The 16,788-nt window shown below is 68.5% G+C and carries 14 protein-coding genes; 8 read left to right on the top strand and 6 right to left on the bottom strand.

What is annotated here, in order from left to right; genetic code table 11:
• The first annotated feature begins 6 nt into the window (after positions 1-6).
• The 7 genes from ACSSVZ_RS15855 (at position 7) to ACSSVZ_RS15825 (ending at position 6,677) form a co-directional block, all read left to right on the top strand.
• Positions 7-558 carry a TRAP transporter small permease gene (locus ACSSVZ_RS15855; RefSeq protein WP_453971568.1) on the top strand — a complete coding sequence of 184 codons (552 nt, stop codon included), beginning with the start codon at positions 7-9 and terminating at the stop codon, positions 556-558.
• Entirely contained in the window at positions 555-1,859 is a 1,305-nt protein-coding gene (locus tag ACSSVZ_RS15850; RefSeq protein WP_453971566.1) for a TRAP transporter large permease, read from the top strand. Before ACSSVZ_RS15855 ends, ACSSVZ_RS15850 begins: the two co-directional genes overlap by 4 nt.
• Positions 1,860-1,974: 115 nt before the next feature.
• The gene (locus ACSSVZ_RS15845) at positions 1,975-2,919 is read left to right on the top strand and encodes a D-2-hydroxyacid dehydrogenase (RefSeq protein WP_453971564.1); all 945 of its coding nucleotides are present in this window, start codon (positions 1,975-1,977) and stop codon (positions 2,917-2,919) included.
• A 32-nt stretch (positions 2,920-2,951) separates the two neighbouring features.
• On the top strand, positions 2,952-4,145 hold the full coding sequence (locus tag ACSSVZ_RS15840; protein WP_453971562.1) for a M24 family metallopeptidase: 1,194 nt from the start codon (positions 2,952-2,954) through the stop codon (positions 4,143-4,145).
• 46 nt (positions 4,146-4,191) lie between these two features.
• The gene (locus ACSSVZ_RS15835; RefSeq protein WP_453971560.1) at positions 4,192-5,139 is read left to right on the top strand and encodes an amidohydrolase family protein; all 948 of its coding nucleotides are present in this window, start codon (positions 4,192-4,194) and stop codon (positions 5,137-5,139) included.
• A 93-nt stretch (positions 5,140-5,232) separates the two neighbouring features.
• Entirely contained in the window at positions 5,233-5,985 is a 753-nt protein-coding gene (locus ACSSVZ_RS15830) for a class I SAM-dependent methyltransferase (protein WP_453971559.1), read from the top strand.
• A gap of 206 nt (positions 5,986-6,191) precedes the next feature.
• Positions 6,192-6,677: a DUF2155 domain-containing protein gene (locus ACSSVZ_RS15825; RefSeq protein ID WP_453971557.1), complete on the top strand. Its 486-nt coding sequence runs from the start codon at positions 6,192-6,194 to the stop codon at positions 6,675-6,677.
• Here ACSSVZ_RS15825 and aat read toward each other — a convergent pair.
• The 5 genes from aat to ACSSVZ_RS15800 form a co-directional block, all read right to left on the bottom strand.
• Complete coding sequence (gene aat / locus ACSSVZ_RS15820) at positions 6,660-7,325, bottom strand: leucyl/phenylalanyl-tRNA--protein transferase (protein ID WP_453971555.1); 666 nt, start codon at positions 7,323-7,325, stop codon at positions 6,660-6,662. The two genes, ACSSVZ_RS15825 and aat, sit on opposite strands and share 18 nt — an antisense overlap.
• A gap of 110 nt (positions 7,326-7,435) precedes the next feature.
• Entirely contained in the window at positions 7,436-8,779 is a 1,344-nt protein-coding gene (accC, locus tag ACSSVZ_RS15815) for an acetyl-CoA carboxylase biotin carboxylase subunit (RefSeq protein ID WP_453971554.1), read from the bottom strand.
• Positions 8,780-8,790: 11 nt separating this feature from the next.
• Entirely contained in the window at positions 8,791-9,246 is a 456-nt protein-coding gene (gene accB / locus ACSSVZ_RS15810) for an acetyl-CoA carboxylase biotin carboxyl carrier protein (protein ID WP_453971684.1), read from the bottom strand.
• A 459-nt stretch (positions 9,247-9,705) separates the two neighbouring features.
• Positions 9,706-10,455 (bottom strand): DsbA family protein, encoded by a 750-nt coding sequence (locus ACSSVZ_RS15805; RefSeq protein WP_453971552.1) that lies wholly within the window; start codon positions 10,453-10,455, stop codon positions 9,706-9,708.
• Between the two features lie 120 nt (positions 10,456-10,575).
• Entirely contained in the window at positions 10,576-12,045 is a 1,470-nt protein-coding gene (locus tag ACSSVZ_RS15800) for a M48 family metalloprotease (protein WP_453971550.1), read from the bottom strand.
• A 316-nt stretch (positions 12,046-12,361) separates the two neighbouring features.
• Between ACSSVZ_RS15800 and ACSSVZ_RS15795 the strand changes: the two genes are divergently transcribed.
• Positions 12,362-13,477, top strand: coding sequence for a pyridoxal phosphate-dependent aminotransferase (locus tag ACSSVZ_RS15795; protein WP_453971682.1), 1,116 nt, complete (start codon positions 12,362-12,364; stop codon positions 13,475-13,477).
• 137 nt (positions 13,478-13,614) lie between these two features.
• Here ACSSVZ_RS15795 and ACSSVZ_RS15790 read toward each other — a convergent pair whose 3' ends face one another.
• Positions 13,615-16,206 (bottom strand): Rne/Rng family ribonuclease, encoded by a 2,592-nt coding sequence (locus ACSSVZ_RS15790; RefSeq protein ID WP_453971548.1) that lies wholly within the window; start codon positions 16,204-16,206, stop codon positions 13,615-13,617.
• Positions 16,207-16,788 lie beyond the last annotated feature (582 nt).

Below are 16,788 nucleotides of genomic sequence, written 5' to 3'. Positions count from 1 at the left end.
TGAAGCATGACAGGGTCCGGTTCCAACACCTCACCGTCTTCGCCGGCGCCGCCGCGGTCCGCCTTCGTGGCCGCCGTGGCGCGCCTGCAGCGCGCCCAGCTCAGGCTGGCGGCGACGGCGCTCATCGTCATGATGCTGGTGACGGTGGCCGACGTCACGCTGCGCTATCTCTTCAACAGCCCCATCCGCGGCTCCTACGACATCGTCGAGGTGATGCTGGTGGTGTTCGTGTTCCACGGCATGGCGGGCGTGTTCTTCCGCCGCCAGAACATCGCGATCGACCTGATCGACAGCTTCGTGTCGCGCGGCTTCGTGGCGCTGCTGACCCGCTTCGCCGACGTCGTCTCCATCGCCGCGCTCTGCCTGCTGTTCTGGGCGATGACGGGCCCCGCCTGGCAGGTCTACGAATACGGAGACCGCAAGATCGATCTCGACCTTCCGGTCTATCTCCTCTGGATCGCGGCGCTGGCGGGCATGGTCGGCGTCATCCTGGCGGCCGTCGCCGCCCTCGTCGTCGGTCCCGACCCGGACAGCCATCCGCGGAGCACAGCCGAGTGAGCGCCCCCGCCATCGGCGCCTTCGGCGTCCTCATCCTGTTCGTCTTCCTGTTCCTGCGGGTGCCCGTCTGGGTCGTGCTGATGGTCGTCGGCTTCTTCGGAAGCTACGTCATGTCGGGTCCGCAGGCGGCGTTGGCGATCGCCGGCACCACGCCGTTCGACATGGCGTCCGCCTACAATCTCTCGGTCATCCCGCTGTTCGTGCTGATGGGCGAGGTCGCCTCGGGCACGCGGCTGTCGGCCGAGCTGTTCAGCGCCGCGCGGATCATGCTGTCCGGCGTGCGCGGCGGTCTCGCAGTCGCGACGCTTGCGGCGTCGGCTTGCTTCGGCGCCGTCTGCGGCTCGTCGGTCGCCACCGCCGCGACGATGACGCGCATCGCCCTGCCGGAGCTGCGCAAGGCCGGCTACGACGACGGCCTGTCCACCGGTTCGCTTGCCGCCGGCGGCAGCCTCGGCATCCTCATCCCGCCGTCGATCATCCTGGTCATCTATGCCGCCATCGCCGAGCAGTCGGTGCCGCGCCTGTTTGCGGCGGCCCTCATCCCCGGCCTGCTGCTGACGGGCCTCTACATCCTGGTGGCGATCGCGGTGGCGCACCTGCGGCCCCAGAGCGCGCCGGCCTCGCAGAAGGTCACCGCCCGCGAGCGGTTCGCCGCGCTCAGGCAGCCATGGCAGTTCCTGCTCCTGTTCACCGGCACCATCGGCGGCATCTACGCCGGCGTCTTCAGCCCCACCGAGGCCGCAGCCGTCGGGGCCTTCGGCGCCATCGTGCTGGGCATCGTCGGCCGCCGCGTCAGCCTCGCCACCATCGGCCGGGCGATCGAGAATTCGGTGGTCGTCAGCTGCGTGCTGTTCGCCATCATCATCGGCGCCAGCCTGTTCTCCTACTTCATCGTCCAGACCCAGCTGCCGTCGATGCTGGCCGGCTGGGCGGATGCGCTGAACCTGCCCGGCACGGCGCTGCTGCTGCTCATCATCCTCGCCTACATCGTCATGGGCTGCTTCCTCGAAGGCATCGGCATGATCCTCATCACCGTGCCGGTCTTCCTGCCCCTCGTGGTCGGCTACGGCTACGATCCGGTGTGGTTCGCGATCATCGTGGTGATCGTCGTGGAGGTCGGGCTCATCCACCCGCCGGTGGGCATGAACCTGTTCGTCATCCAGGCCCAGGCCGGCGACATCGACATCAAGGCGATCTACCGCGGCATCCTGCCGTTCCTGATCGCCCCGCTCGTCCTCATCGTCCTGCTGATGCTGTTCCCCGGACTGGCCCTCTGGCTGCCGGCACGGCTCTACGGCTGAGCATGACCGGGAGCGAAGCCGTCGTGGTGCTGCCCCGGCTGGGTCCGCGGGCCGCGCGCGGCGCTCCACCACCGACCGGCGTGCCGGCACCGATCCAGCGGAGCGAACCACCGCGATGACCCCATCCGTGCTGATCCTCGACACCTACGCCGACATGTACGTGGCCGAACTCCGCCGGGCCTTCCCGGATATCACTCTCCATGCCGCGAAGACCGCGGCCGACGTTCCGATCGACCCGGCCGAGGCCGATGTGCTCGTCGCCTTCGGCATCGCCATCACCGACGATCTCATGCGCCGCGCCACCGGCCTTTCCTGGATCCAGTCGCTGGCCACCGGCGTCGACCATTTCCTGAACTCGCCGCACCTGCGCAAGGAAACGCGGCTCACCTCGGCGCGCGGCATTCACGGCCCCGCCATGCGCGAGACCGTCGCCTTCCTGATGCTCAACCAGAGCCACCAGGTCGGCCGGCTGGCCCGCAACCAGATCGACCACGTCTGGCAGCGCAACCCGTGGACGCTGCTGGCCGGCAAGACCGCCGCCATCGTCGGCGTCGGCCTGGCGAGTTCGGCGATCGCGGAGCTCCTGCGCGCCTTCGGCATGCAGGTGATCGGTGTCAGCGGTACGCCGCGCGCCGCCGAGGGGTTCGATCGGGTGGTCGGCGGGGACGCGCTGCTGGAGACGGCGGCTCAGGCCGACTACCTGATCAGCGTCCTGCCCGGCAGTGCGGCGAACCGGCACCGCATCGATCGCTCGGTGTTCGCCGCGATGAAGCCGTCGGCGCACTTCATCAGCGTCGGGCGTGGCGAGACCGTCGACGAGGCTGCCCTCATCGAGGCATTGGTGACGGAGGGCATCGCAGGGGCCGGGCTCGACGTCTACGAACGGGAGCCGCTTACCGCCGACAGTCCGCTCTGGGACATGCCCAACGTCGTCGTCTGCCCGCACATCGGTGGCTACTTCACCGAGTACGAGGCCTACGTGCTCCCGCTGATCGTCGACAACATGCGGCTCTATCTCGCCGGCCGGCCGGGCGAGATGCGCAACCTCATCTCCCATTGACGCCCGTCGCCCCCGGATCCAGAGGCCTCGCCATGTCGCCCGCCGATCGCATCACCACCCGCATTTCGACCGCTGAGCTGGAGCGGCGCTGGAGCCTCGTGCGCGCTGCGATGGCGGCGCGGGGCATCGACGCGCTGGTGATGCAGAACGCCAGCGACTGGCTCGGTGGATACGTGAAATGGTTCACCGACGTGCCCGCCACCAACGGTTATCCGCGCAGCGTCGTCTTCTATGCCGACGGCCCGATGAGCGTGGTGGAGATGGGCGTGTTCGACGGCCGCCGCGACCTCGGCGGACAGGACGATCTTCATCGCGGCGTCGGCACGATCCTGACCACGCCGTCGTTCTTCTCCATCGACTACACCCATTCCTACGACGGCGATCTCGTCGTGTCGGACCTGAAGCGCCACGGGGTGAAATCGATCGGTCTCCTCGGGCCGGGGGCGCTCCCGACCGGCCTCGTGACGGCGCTCTACGACGCCTTCACCGGGGAAGCCGAGATCGTCGACGCCACGGCGGACGTCGACGCCATCAAGGCGGTCAAGAGCGCGGAGGAGATCGGCCTGATCCGCCGTGCTGCCGCGCTGCAGGACACCGTCTTCGCCCGCGTGTTGGAGCATATCCGGCCGGGTCTGCGCGACATCGACGTCACCTCGTTCGCCCAGGCCGAGGGCCAGCGGCTCGGCAGCGAGCAGGGCATCCAGCTCGGCGCCTCGGCGCCCGTCGGCATCCGCTCGCCCTTCATGCCGCGCTATCTCCAGGGCCGCACGCTCGCGGCCGGCGATCACCTGTCGCTGCTGATCGAGGTGAACGGTCCCGGCGGGTTCTACACCGAGATCGCCCGCACCATCGTGCTCGGCAAGGCGTCCGACACGCTTCTCGATGCGTTTGAAGATGTCAGGGAGGCTCAGGAGCACACGCTCTCGCTGCTGAAGCCCGGGACGCCGGCCCGCGACGTCGCGGCCGCCCACGACCGCTACATGACCGCCCGGGGCCTGCCGGCCGAGACGCGCCTCTACGCCCACGGGCAGGGCTACGACATGGTCGAGCGGCCGCTGATCCGCGCCGACGAGACGATGACGGTGGAGGAGGGAATGTGCCTCGCGGTCCACCCGGGCTACGAGACCGACACGCTCTTTGCGGTCATCTGCGACAACTACATGATCGAGGCAGATGGTCCGGGCGCATGCCTTCATGCGACCGACAAGCAAATCTTCGAAGTCTGAGAAAGCGGACCCGCCACGCGGGGCCAGCCAGGGAAGGGGCCACCACATGAAGAAGATCGCGCTCGAGGAGCATTTCCTCGCACCGGGTCTGGAAGAATACTGGGGCGCGACCGTCGCCAACGTTCCGGCCGAGCTGAGGAATGCGATCTACGCGAAGCTGAACGATTTCGGCGAGACGCGCCTGGGCTCCATGGACGCGGCCGGTATCGAGCGCGCCGTGCTGTCGGCAGCGGGGCCGGGCGTACAGATGGAGCCGGACACCGCGGTCGCCACCCGCAAGGCGATCGAGGCGAACGATTTTCTCGCCACGGCCGTCGCCAGGCGGCCGGACCGCTATTCCGGCTTCGGCCACATCGCCCTGCAGGATCCGCAGGCCGCGGCGGCCGAGGTGCGCCGCTGCATGGGCGAGCTGAAGTTCGCCGGCATCATGATCAACGGCCACACCAACGGCCGCTATCTCGACGCGCCGGAGTTCGCGCCGTTCTGGGAGGCGGCGGAGGAGGCGGGCGCACTCGTCTATCTGCACCCCGCCGACCCTGTCTCCATGTTCTCCGCGCTGGAGGGGTATCCGGCACTGCGCCGCGCGACGTGGGAGTGGACGCTGGAGACCGGCAGCCACGCGCTGCGGCTTGTCTTCGGCGGCCTGTTCGACCGCTTCCCGAAGGCCCGCCTCGGCCTCGGCCATCTCGGCGAGACGCTGCCCTACCTTCTGTGGCGGCTCGACAGCCGTGCCAGGCTCTACGGCGTGGAGCTGCAGCGCAATCCGTCCGACTACATCCGCGACAACATCATCGTGACGACGTCCGGCATGTCGTCGGCCGAGCCGTTCACCTGTGCGCTCAGCGCGCTGGGCAGCCGGAGCGTGCTGTTCGCGGCCGACTATCCGTTCGAGGAGGCCGAAGAAGCGGGTGAATTCCTCGACACCGTGCCGCTCGACGAGAGCGTCCGCAAGGCGGTCGCCTACGAGAACGCCGAGCGCCTGCTGCAACTGTAAGGCAAGGTCGGGAATCGTCGCGCGGGAGATCGCGCGGCACGCCCGAAGCCTGTAGACCATGCGCAGGTTGAGGTTTTCGAAGGACGGGTCGGGATGGCGGAAGCGCAGGAATGGTCGGCGGAGCGCTACGTGCGCGATGCGGGGTTCGTGGCGACACTGGGGGCGGGCGTGGCCGAATGGCTGGCCCCGAAGCCGGGTGAACGGATCCTCGACCTCGGCTGCGGCGATGGCGCGCTGACCGTCAACATCGCCGCCTCCGGGGCCACGGTCGTCGGCGTCGATGCCAGCGCCGACATGGTCGCGGCGGCGAAGGGCCGGGGCCTCGACGCGCACCGCGTCGATGGCGAGGCGCTCGATTTCGGTCCGGAGTTCGATGCGGTGTTCTCCAACGCGGCGCTGCACTGGATGCCGGACGCCGATGCGGTGGCGAAAGGCGTCTTTCGTGCGCTGAAGCCCGGCGGACGTTTCGTCGCCGAGTTCGGCGGCTTCGCCAACTGTGCCGCGATCGTCACCGCGTTCCAGTCGATCGCGCGTGCCCGCGGCCTTGCCGCCGAGCTCGCCAAGCCCTGGTATTTCCCGACCGAAGCGGCCTATTCGAAGGTGCTGGAGCGGGCCGGCTTCAGGGTCGACCGGGTGCTCCGCTTTCCGCGGCCGACTCCGGTGCCGGCCGGGATGCGGGCCTGGATCGAGGTTTTTCGGGCGCCGCTGTTCGACGCGTGCGGCGACGGCAGGGACGCGGCGCTCGACGAGGCGGTGGCGCTCCTGAAGCCGTCGCTCTGCGACGAGGAGGGCAACTGGACGGCCGACTACGTCCGGCTCAGGGTCGAAGCCACGAAGCCTGCCTGAGATGCGGGGAGAGCGGGCGGAGGCATGCCGGGACGCTGCGGCCGCAACCGGCCTTTTCCACCTGCCGGTCAAGTGGTAAGCAATTGCCCGTTCAGATGCGACGGTCGGTGGCGGCCGTCTGGAAACGAGTCAAGAGGTCTGCCTCCATCATGGTGTTGAGCGTACGGAACATCGTCGGTGGAGCCGCCCTGGCCTTGGCGGTGACGATGGCCGCGAGTGGAGTGCGGGCCGAGCCGATCCAGAACCCGGTCGCGCGGTTCTCCGGCCTCGACAAGATCACCGGCCGGATCATCTCCTTCGACGTCTATGTCGGCGAGACCGTTCAGTTCGGGGCGCTGCGCGTCACCCCGCGGGCCTGCCACACCCAGCCGCCCAGCGAGGAGCCGAAGACGACGGCCTTCGTCGAGGTCGACGAAATCACCCTCGACAACAAGATCCAGCGCATCTTCACCGGCTGGATGCTGGCGTCCAGCCCGGGCCTTAACGCCGTCGACCACGCCGTCTACGACGTCTGGCTGACCGACTGCACGGTGACCTCCGAAGTGCCGCCGCCCGAGGGCTTCGACACCTCGGAATACGCGCAGGACTCCATGGGCCTGATCACCCGCCCCGAGGGCTGGTTCCCGCTGCCGCGCCCGCGGCCTCCCACCGAGACCTACCAGGAGCCCGACGCGTCAGAGGTCGAGGACTGACAGCGCGTCGGCGCCGCTGGCCTGGCGGTCGAGGGTGAAGAAGTCTGCGGTTTCCGCCAGCGCCGCCTCCAGTTGCGTCTGATAGACGCGCCGGTTGACCTCGATCGCGCCGAAGCGGGCGAGATGATCGGTGAGGAACTGGGAGTCGAGCAGGGTGAAGCCGCCCGCACGGAGCCGGGCGACCAGGTGGACGAGCGCCACCTTCGAGGCGTCGCGGACGCCGGTGAACATGCTTTCCCCGAAGAACGCCCCGCCGAGGCGCACCCCGTAAAGGCCTCCCACCAGCGCGCCCTCCTGCCACGCCTCGACGCTGTGGCAATGGCCGAGCCGGTGCAGATCGGAATAGAGCCGGTGGATGCGCCCGTTGATCCAGGTGCGCCGCCGGTTCTCGCCGGGGGCCGCGCAGCCCTCGATCACCGCATCGAAGGCGGTGTCGATCCGGATGGTGAACTTGTCCTGGCGGATCGTCCGCTGCAGCCTGCGCGGAACGTGAAAGTCGGTGAGGGGCAGGATGCCGCGCCGCTCCGGCTCGATCCAGTAGATGCCCGGATCCTCGGCGGATTCGGCCATCGGAAAGATCCCGCAGGCATAGGCCTTCAGCAGCACCTGCGGCGTGATCTCGAACGGGACGTCCTGGGGTTCCGCCATGCAGGCCTCGGCTCCAGCTTCCAGCCGTTGGGCAACTCGCTTCCGCATCGATCGGTTCGATCGGCACGGGACATGCGCCGACGCCCCGGCCGTCTCACCGCGTGGCGCGGTCAGCTCGTCTCGGCAAGATAGCCTTCCAGCCAGTGGATGTCATAGCGGCCGTCGGCGATGTCGGGATGGTCAACAAGCGCCCGGAACAACGGGATCGTGGTGCTGATGCCGTCCACCACGAACTCGTCGAGGCAGCGCCGGAGGCGCATCAGGCACTCCACCCGGTTGCGGCCGTGGACGATCAGCTTGCCGATCAGGCTGTCGTAATAGGGCGGGATCACGTAGCCCTGATAAACGCCCGAATCGACCCGCACGCCCAACCCGCCGGGCGTATGGAAGTGGGTGATCTTGCCCGGAGACGGCATGAACGTGCGCGCGTCCTCGGCATTGATGCGGCACTCGATCGCGTGGCCGTCGAAGTGCACGTCCTTCTGGCTGAACGACAGCGAGGCCCCGGCGGCGATGCGGATCTGCTCGTTGACGATGTCGATGCCGGTGATCATCTCCGTCACCGGATGCTCCACCTGCAGGCGGGTGTTCATCTCGATGAAGTAGAACTCGCCGTTCTCGTAGAGGAACTCGACGGTCCCGGCGCCCGAATAGCCGAGCTTGCGCATGGCGGCGGCGACGGTCTCGCCGATCTCTTCGCGCTGGTCGGCGTTGAGGGCGGGGGAAAGGGCCTCTTCCCAGACCTTCTGGTGCCGGCGCTGCAGCGAACAGTCGCGCTCGCCGAGATGGACGGCGTTGCCCTTGCCGTCGCCGAGAACCTGGATCTCGATGTGGCGCGGCGTGGACAGGTACTTCTCCAGATAGACCGACGCGTCGCCGAAGGCCGACTGGGCCTCGGCCCGGGCGTTGGCCAGCGCGTTCAGCAGCTCGTCGCGCCGGCGTGCCACCTTCATGCCGCGCCCGCCGCCGCCGGCGGCCGCCTTGACGAGGACCGGATAGCCGATCTCGTCGGCGATGCGGAGCGCTTCCTGTTCGTCCTCCACGCCGCCGTCGGAGCCTGGAACCACCGGAATGCCGAGTTCGATCGCAGTCCGCTTGGCCTCGATCTTGTCGCCCATGATGCGGATGTGTTCGGGCTTCGGGCCGATGAAGGCGATCCCGTGCGCCTCGAGGATCTCCGCGAAGCGGGCGTTCTCGGAGAGGAAGCCGTAGCCGGGATGGACCGCTTCGGCGCCGGTGATCTCGCAGGCGGCGACGAGGGCGGGAATGTGCAGATAGCTGTCGCGGGCGGACGGCGGCCCGATGCAGACGCTTTCGTCGGCGAGCCGGACGTGCATGGCGTCCGCGTCGGCGGTCGAGTGGACCGCGACCGTCTGGATGCCGAGTTCCTTGCACGCGCGCTGGATGCGCAGCGCGATTTCACCGCGGTTTGCGATCAGGACCTTCGAGAACATGTCGCTGCCCGCTATTCGATGGCCACCAGGGGCTCGCCGTACTCGACCGGCTGGCCGTCCTCGACGAAGATCGCGGTGATCTTGCCGCCGCGGGGGGCCGGGATCTGGTTCATGGTCTTCATGGCCTCGACGATCATGATCGTCTGGCCTTCCTGAACGGCGTCACCGACCTCGACGTAAGGCCGCGCACCCGGCTCGGGGGACATGTACGCAGTGCCGACCATGGGCGATTTCACCGCACCGGCGTCGCTGGCGGGGGCAGGGCGTGACGGTGCGGGCTCACCGGCCGGCGCGCTGCGCTCGGCCGGAGGCGCGGAGGCGACCACGGTGGCCGCCGGCGCGCTGCGGGAAACGCGCACCCGCAGCCCCTCCTGGTCGACCTCGATTTCGGTCAGGTCGGTTTCGTGGAGCAGCGCTGCGAGGGCGCGAATGAGATCCTGGTCGATCGGAGATTTTGACTTGGACATGTCCGCTGGCGGTTGTCGTTGCGGGAAGAGCTTTTTCATTTCAGGGCCGATCGTGTTCGGTGGGACAAAGTGGACTGGATCCCCACCCGTCCGGCCGAATTCGGCCCGTGATCCGGCGAAAGACTGGAAGGCGCAGGCGATAACCGCACGCTTGTCATGGCGTGCATGCTGCGCCCGGTCCCTTCAACGTTCGGTAAACGCGATCGTCCCCGAGGCGATATTCCGAACGGGAATGGCTCCACGCCGGCCGTCTGACGTCCCGCCCGACCCGGATGCGGTGCGTCCGGCGTAGCGCACGATGGACTGCGCAACGCGCCGAACGGCACCGTCTCCGACCATGGGGACGCTGGTCTTATAGGATGTCGCGGCGCCGAGAGAAAGGGTGGAGGTCCGATCGGAACGAACGCGCCGGGCCGCGCGCGGGGCGGGCGCCCCGGCGCAGCCCCCGCCGGATGGGGCTCAGCAGGTGGCTTCGCCGCAGGTCAGCTTGTTCACCTGGCCCTGGAGCGTGTCGTAGCCCACCGCGCCGACGAAGACGGCATCGCCGACCACATAGGAGGGGGTACCGGTCAGGCTGAGGGTGTTGGCGAGCGCGTAGACCTCCTCGATGGTCGCCTGGACCGTGTCGCTGTCCATGGCCTTCTCGACCGCCGCCCGGTCGATACCGAGCTTGTCGACGAGGGCGAGAGCGGTCTTGCCGTCGACCCGGCTCTCCGAGGCGAGCAGCGCGTCGTGGAATTCGCCGTAGCGCTCCGGGGCGACCTCGTTGACGGCGATCCCGACCTGGGAGGCTTCGACCGACGGCGGCCCCAAAACCGGGAACTCCTTCAGCACGACCTTCAGGTTCGGGTTCTCGGAGATCAGCTTGTCGAGGTCCTGGGCCGCCTGGCGGCAGTAGCCGCAGTTGTAGTCGAAGAACTCGACCAGGGTGACGTCGCCGTCGGGATTGCCGAGGACGGCCTGCCGCGGCGAATTGAAGAGCGCTTCCTTGTTCTCTCCGACCGCGTCCCGCTGGGCGACGCTCTCGGCCTCGCGGCGGCGCTCCTGGAGCGCGGTGAACGCTTCTTCCAGAACCTCCGGATTGGCGAGCAGGTAGCTGCGGACGATGGATTCGATCTCGGTCTTCTGGCTGTCGCTGAACTCGGCGGCAGACGCCGGCACGGCGAGGAAGGCCAGGGAGGCTGCGAGACAGGCGGTCAGAAGCCGCATGGGCTGAACTCCGTGGGGCGCATCGCGCCGGTCTGTGTGTCCACGCCGCCGCTCATCCGGAGGCGCGTATCGGGGTAGGGGCCGGCGCGCCGGCCCTGGAATCGATGGTGTCTGCGCGCCCTACCGCGTTCGCATGTTGGGTGGGCTATACGCCAGGATATCGTCAGCCTGAAGCCAGCCGGGCGTGCCGCGCTTCAATTTCGCTTGAGCGCGGCTGGCGTAGCGTTTCGCCTCCTGGAACTGCCCCTGCATCATCATCGAGCGCGCGGTGGCCACGTCGGCGAGGCCGATGTCGCCGCGCCGGGCATAGGCGATGGCCAGCTGGCGGTAGCCCAGCCCGGAATCCGGCTCCGCCTTCAGGCCCAGTTCGAGCTGCTGGGTGGCCTCGCCGAGGAGGTTCGGATCGTTGGCGGCGACGAGGGCCTGACCGAGCATGATGCGCATCAGGCCGGGGGCGGGGGCGAGCGAAACCGACTTGCGCAGCGGTTCGATCGCCTGCCGCGGATTGCCGGACTCGATCCAGGCCTGACCCTTGAGCTCCCAGAAATACGGGTTCGACGGTTCCGTGCGGATCAGCGCGTCGATCACCTGCTGCGCCTCGCGCGGATTACCGGTGCGGTAGGCGATGATCGCGCGGGCATACTGGGCGGGCTGGCTGGTATCCGACCGCGGATAGGCGCGCATCACCTGGTTGGGATGCTTGGTGAATGCCATCAGCTTGGCGCGCACCATGTCGTGGCGGTGCTGGAGCGCGGGCGAATCGGTGGCGTTCCAGTAGGGGCTCTTTTTGGCGGTTTCTTCCAGCTGGGCGATGCGGTCGCGCGCGATCGGGTGCGACTGGGCGTAGGGGTCAGCGTACCGCGACGAGAAGAGCTGCTGGTCGGCGATGTCGCGGAGCGTCTTCAGCAGCCCCTTCGCGGATTGCTTGGTGCGCTCCAGATACGTCAGCGCCGCCCGGTCGGCGGTCAGTTCTTCGGTGCGCTGGTAGGAAAACAGTGAGCGCTCCGCCGCCCCAATGCCGCCGCCGATGATCGCGGCGCCGCCGGCGCCGGCGCTGGAGTTTCCTGTCGCCGCTCCCGCCGCGATCGCACCGACGCCGGCGACGGTCGCCAGCGCGGCCATCACCTGCGCCCTGGCGATCGCGTCGCGCAGGCGGATCAGGTGGCCGCCGGCCATGTGCCCGGTCTCGTGCGCCAGCACGCCGATCACCTCGTTCGGCGTGTCGGATCGGGAGAAGACGCCGGTGTTGACGAACATCCGTCGGGGCGTGGCGACGAACGCGTTGAAGGAATCGTCGTTGTTCAGAATGATCTCGGGGTTCGTGCTGGAGAGCCCGGCGGCGCGGAAGATCGGGGTGGTGTAGTCGCGCAGCAGTTGCTCGGTTTCAGCGTCGCGCACGATGGACAGGCTGCGGCCTTGGGCCGCGGCCGGCGCCGGCGCAAGCGCGAGATGTCCGGCGGCCAGCGCGGCGAGCGTGGCCGACAGCAGGGCGCGGACGCGGCACGGACGGGCGGCGCGCAACGAGCCGGACTGGGCGGGCGAGGGGGAGCCACCGGTAGTGGGCTGCGGCGAATGGTGCGGATCAGCCATTTTGGACCCAATGAGCGGATGCGATACGTCTGGATTTCCTGGCCCGACCGACGGTACCAGGAGGCGGAAGACTACTCGAACGGATGGACGCGGCCCAGTCGGCGGCCACCCTGCAGTCGGGGCGGCTGGCTTTCCGCCCCGGCAGGGACGGGCCATCCCGACATGCTTTGATGCCCGCAATGACACGTTGCGATCAACCCACCGTCGAATTGGGGCGACAACGGGGCAGCGCCGATGCCGGACCGCCCGACAGGAAGGATGTGGACTTGTGAGACCCGGACCATCAGCGCGCAGCGACGTCGACGCTTTCCTCGCCATGGACGTGCTCGCCGAGGCGACGCGGCTGGAGCGGGCCGGGCGGTCGATCGTCCACATGGAGGTGGGTCAGCCGGGCGCGCCCGCCCCGTCGGCGGTGCTGGCCGCGGCCCGGGCCGCCCTCGACGGCCCGCTCGGCTACACCGAGGCGCTGGGGCGCAGCGCACTCCGCGGGCGTATCGCGCGCCACTATCGCGAGGCCTACGGGGTCGAGGTCGCGCCGGACAACGTGGTGGTCACCACCGGCTCCTCGGCCGGCTTCGTGCTGGCATTTCTCGCCGGCTTCGATGCGGGTGCGCGCATCGCTCTGCCATCGCCCGGCTACCCGGCCTATCGCAACATTTTGAAGGCGCTTGATCTCGTTCCCGTCGAGATCGAGACCACGGCGGAGACCCGCTGGGCCCTGACGCCCGAGCATCTCGACCGCGCCAGCGCCGATGGTCCGATTGCCGGCGTGCTGGTGGCGAGCCCGGCCAACCCCACCGGCACCATGATGGAGCCCGATGCGCTGGCCGCCCTGGTCGCGCGGGCGCACGACCTGGGCATGTGGTTCGTGTCCGACGAGATCTACCACGGGCTTGCCTATGACGGGCGCCGCGCCGCCAGCGCACTGGAGACGTCGCTTGACGCGATCGTCGTCAACTCGTTCTCCAAATACTACTGCATGACGGGCTGGCGGATCGGCTGGATGGTGGTGCCCGACCGCCTGGTCCGCCCCATCGAACGGCTCGCCCAGAACCTGTTCATATCGGTTCCGGACGTCTCCCAGCGGGCCGCCATCGCGGCCTTCGACGCGAAGGACGAGCTGGAGCGCGTGCGCGGAGTCTATGCGGACAACCGGGCGCTGCTGCTCGATCGTCTTCCGCAGCTCGGCTTCCAGACGATCCTGCCGGCAGATGGTGCCTTCTATCTCTATGCCGACATCACGCCGTTCGCCGCGGACTCCGTCGTCTTCGCGCGCGACCTGCTGCAGCAGGCCGGGGTGGCGGTCACGCCCGGGCCGGACTTCGACCGTCTCCATGGGCACCAGTTCGTGCGGTTTTCGCTCGCCGGACCCCATGCCGACATGGTCGAGGGCATGGATCGTCTCGCCCGCTTCCTGGCAGGTCGCGCCTGAAAGGGCGACCGGTTCCTCCGACCCGGCGGAACCGCCTGACTGACAAGGGAGCGATCGAGGGGCACCCAGCCAACGAAAAAGGCCCGACGCAGTGCGCGTCGGGCCTTTTTTCTCGATCGGTTGGGCCTGAGGCGATCTCAGAAGAAGCTGCGCCGCTGCCACCAGCCGCGCTTCGAGCGGGACTTGCTTTCTTCGGTCTCGCCGTCGCCGCCCTCGCTCTCCTGCGTGGCGGTCTCGGTTTCCGGCGCCGGCGTGCCGTGGATCCGGTGTCGGCTGTTCTTGCGGGCCGGCTCCTCCGGTTCGGCCAAACGCTCGTCGGCCTTGGCGGCTGCGGGTGCCGGTTCCGGCGCGGCAGGCGTCTCGGCCGGGGCGGCGTCGTCCGCGGGGTCGGCGTCGTTGGCGGCCGTCAGGATCGCCTCGTCCACTCCTGCTTCGCTGGGAGCGGGGGCCTCGGCTGCTTCGGCAACCGGCGTCTCCATGGCGGGCTCGGCGGCTTCCACCGGGCGCTCGGCGGGCTGGTCGCCCGCAGCCGCTTCCTCGGCAGCGATGGCCGGCTCGGCGTCGGCTTCGGCGGGTGAGCGCTCCTCGGACCGAGCGGCCGTGTCGCCGTTCTCGCCGTCCTGCGTCTCGCCCTCACCCTCGCCGCGCTCGCGGCGGTTGCGGCGTCCGCCGCGGCGACCCCGCCGGCGGCGCGGGCGGTTCTCGTCGTCGCCGTCGGCCTGGGTCGCTTCGGAGGCCGAGTCGGACTGCTCGTCGCTGTCATCGCCGGGCTCGGAGGACGCCGTATCGGTCCTCGTCTCGTCGCGCTGCCCGGCAGCTGCCGGCTCGCCTTCGGACCCGCTGCGGCGACCGCGCCGGCGCCGCTTGCGGCGCCGCTGACCGCCTTCCCCGTCGCTCTCGCTCGGGCTGGAACCGGCCTTGGCCGGGGTGTCGCCGTCGTCTTCGCTCTCGTCGTCCTCGGTGAGGTCGACCGGCTCGTCGGGCTCTTCCGGGTGCACCATGATCATCGCCTGGGGCGGTTCCACGCCCTCGGGACGCTCGACCAGCTCCCGGTTGTCGATTTCCATGTGCTTGGTGCCGAGGCCGTCGTCCGCCGTGACCGAGATGGTCAGACCGAAACGGGTCTCCAGGTCAGCCAGATGCTGGCGCTTCTGGTTGAGGATGTAGAGCGCCACCTCGACGGGGGCGCGCACGTTCAGATGATGGTTGGCATTGCGCAGGAGATGGTCTTCCAGGGTGCGCAGCACGAACAGCGCCACCGAATCGGTGGACCGCACGATGCCGGTGCCGTGGCAGTGGGTGCACAGCGTCGTCGAGCTTTCCACCACGCCCTGGCGGATGCGCTGGCGCGACATCTCCATCAGGCCGAAGTGCGAGATGCGTCCGACCTGGATGCGGGCCCGGTCGACCTTCAGGCATTCCTTGAGCTTGCGTTCGACCGACCGGTTGTTGCGATTCTCCTCCATATCGATGAAGTCGATCACGACCAGGCCGGCGAGGTCGCGCAGGCGCAGCTGCCGCGCGATTTCCTCGGATGCTTCGAGGTTGGTCTGAAGCGCCGTCGCCTCGATGTTGTGCTCGCGGGTCGCCCGTCCGGAGTTGACGTCGATGGAGACCAGCGCCTCGGTCGGGCTGAGCACGATGTAGCCGCCCGACGGCAGCGTCACCTGCGGCGAGAACATCGCGTCGAGCTGCGCCTCGACGCCGAAGCGCGTGAAGATCGGCGTGATCTCGCGGTACGGCTTCACGTTCTTCGCATGGCTCGGCATGATCATGCGCATGAAGTCTTTGGCTTCCTTGTATGCGGCTTCACCGCACACGAGGACCTCGTCGATGTCCTTGTTGTAGAGGTCGCGGATCGAGCGCTTGATCAGGCTGCCTTCCTCGTAGACGAGGTTCGGCGCCACCGACTTCAGCGTCAGGTCGCGGACGTTCTCCCACAGGCGCAGCAGGTACTCAAAGTCGCGCCGGATCTCCGGCTTGGTGCGGCTGGCACCGGCCGTGCGCAGGATGACGCCCATCCCCTCCGGGACCTCGAGCTCGCCGGCGACCTCCTTGAGACGCTTGCGGTCCTGCGGGCTGGTGATCTTGCGGGAAATGCCGCCGCCACGCGCCGTGTTGGGCATCAGCACCGAGTAGCGGCCGGCCAGCGACAGGTAGGTGGTCAGCGCCGCGCCCTTGTTGCCGCGCTCTTCCTTGACGACCTGCACCAGCAGGATCTGCCGCCGCTTGATGACTTCCTGGATCTTGTAGGTCTTGCGCTGAGGCCGGCTCCGCCGGTCCTGGACCTCGTCCATGGCGTCTTCGGCGCCGACCGATTCGACGGTGTCTTCGTCCCCGCCGTCACCGTTGTCGCCCGAGGCGTCGGACGACTGGGCCTTGTCGGGGCCATCGCCGTTCGCCTTGTGGGCGGCATCGTCATGCCGGCGCTGTTCGGCGGCTTCCTCGGCCTCTTCTGCCAGCAGCGCCGCCCGGTCGGCGTGCGGGATCTGGTAGTAGTCGGGGTGGATTTCGTTGAAGGCCAGGAAGCCGTGGCGGTTGCCGCCGTAGTCGACGAACGCGGCCTGCAGCGACGGTTCGACCCGGGTCACCTTTGCCAGGTAGATGTTGCCGCGGAGCGGCTTGCGGGCGGCGGCTTCGAAGTCGAAATCTTCGACGCGACTACCGCGGACGACGACAACTCGGGTTTCTTCCGGGTGGGCTGCGTCGACGAGCATTTTGTTGGCCATAGGGCGCAAACTCCTTGCCTCCGCACCGGGACAACGGCGGCGGTCCTGCGCGCGCCAGAAGCCGGACGGAGACGATTTGTGTCGATTGGACGATGATGGGGGTACAAGCGCGGCGGCGTGCCCCGAAGCACAGGGCGGCTCGGTCCGAACGGACCGGCTTAGCCTCGTAAGTGCTCGTGGACAGGGACTGCATCGATCACGCGCTCAAGCAAACTCAATGGATAGGCCATGACGTGACTGACGCCATGGGCGGATGTGCCGACGTTCATCTGTTCGGCAGGACATTGCTGCGCCCCGAAACCCACGTCCGCCCGGACCGCATCGGTTGCACGGTCGTCGGAAGAACGGGTCCGGCGCAAGCAGCGCCTCCAAGTCCGGCTTGCCCACCGTCCGATAGACAGCTGACGGCGCGGGAACCTCCCGCAAAAGACCGTCGCCCGAATAAAGGGGGAAGGGCAGCGCCTCCCTCTTCACGCGGAAGAGCGAGGCTCGGACAAAGGAAATCATCCGCAGTCCAGATATTTACGGGTGTCGCATGCAATTGGCAAGCAATTGATCGGTGCGCCTCCGATGGGCGGGCGG

This window comes from Amorphus sp. MBR-141, assembly GCF_053628695.1.
This window is presented reverse-complemented; position numbering and strand designations above follow the sequence as displayed.

What these genes read in the sequence shown, in the direction of transcription:
- ACSSVZ_RS15805 (WP_453971552.1), bottom strand. Translation starts at nt 10,455, where the DNA reads ATGCGGCTTCTGACCGCCTGTCTCGCAGCCTCCCTGGCCTTCCTCGCC.
- accB (WP_453971684.1), bottom strand. Translation starts at nt 9,246, where the DNA reads ATGTCCAAGTCAAAATCTCCGATCGACCAGGATCTCATTCGCGCCCTC.
- ACSSVZ_RS15830 (WP_453971559.1), top strand. Translation starts at nt 5,233, where the DNA reads ATGGCGGAAGCGCAGGAATGGTCGGCGGAGCGCTACGTGCGCGATGCG.
- aat (WP_453971555.1), bottom strand. Translation starts at nt 7,325, where the DNA reads ATGGCGGAACCCCAGGACGTCCCGTTCGAGATCACGCCGCAGGTGCTG.
- ACSSVZ_RS15790 (WP_453971548.1), bottom strand. Translation starts at nt 16,206, where the DNA reads ATGGCCAACAAAATGCTCGTCGACGCAGCCCACCCGGAAGAAACCCGA.
- ACSSVZ_RS15840 (WP_453971562.1), top strand. Translation starts at nt 2,952, where the DNA reads ATGTCGCCCGCCGATCGCATCACCACCCGCATTTCGACCGCTGAGCTG.
- ACSSVZ_RS15825 (WP_453971557.1), top strand. Translation starts at nt 6,192, where the DNA reads ATGGCCGCGAGTGGAGTGCGGGCCGAGCCGATCCAGAACCCGGTCGCG.
- ACSSVZ_RS15835 (WP_453971560.1), top strand. Translation starts at nt 4,192, where the DNA reads ATGAAGAAGATCGCGCTCGAGGAGCATTTCCTCGCACCGGGTCTGGAA.
- ACSSVZ_RS15845 (WP_453971564.1), top strand. Translation starts at nt 1,975, where the DNA reads ATGACCCCATCCGTGCTGATCCTCGACACCTACGCCGACATGTACGTG.
- ACSSVZ_RS15855 (WP_453971568.1), top strand. Translation starts at nt 7, where the DNA reads ATGACAGGGTCCGGTTCCAACACCTCACCGTCTTCGCCGGCGCCGCCG.
- ACSSVZ_RS15800 (WP_453971550.1), bottom strand. Translation starts at nt 12,045, where the DNA reads ATGGCTGATCCGCACCATTCGCCGCAGCCCACTACCGGTGGCTCCCCC.
- accC (WP_453971554.1), bottom strand. Translation starts at nt 8,779, where the DNA reads ATGTTCTCGAAGGTCCTGATCGCAAACCGCGGTGAAATCGCGCTGCGC.
- ACSSVZ_RS15795 (WP_453971682.1), top strand. Translation starts at nt 12,362, where the DNA reads ATGGACGTGCTCGCCGAGGCGACGCGGCTGGAGCGGGCCGGGCGGTCG.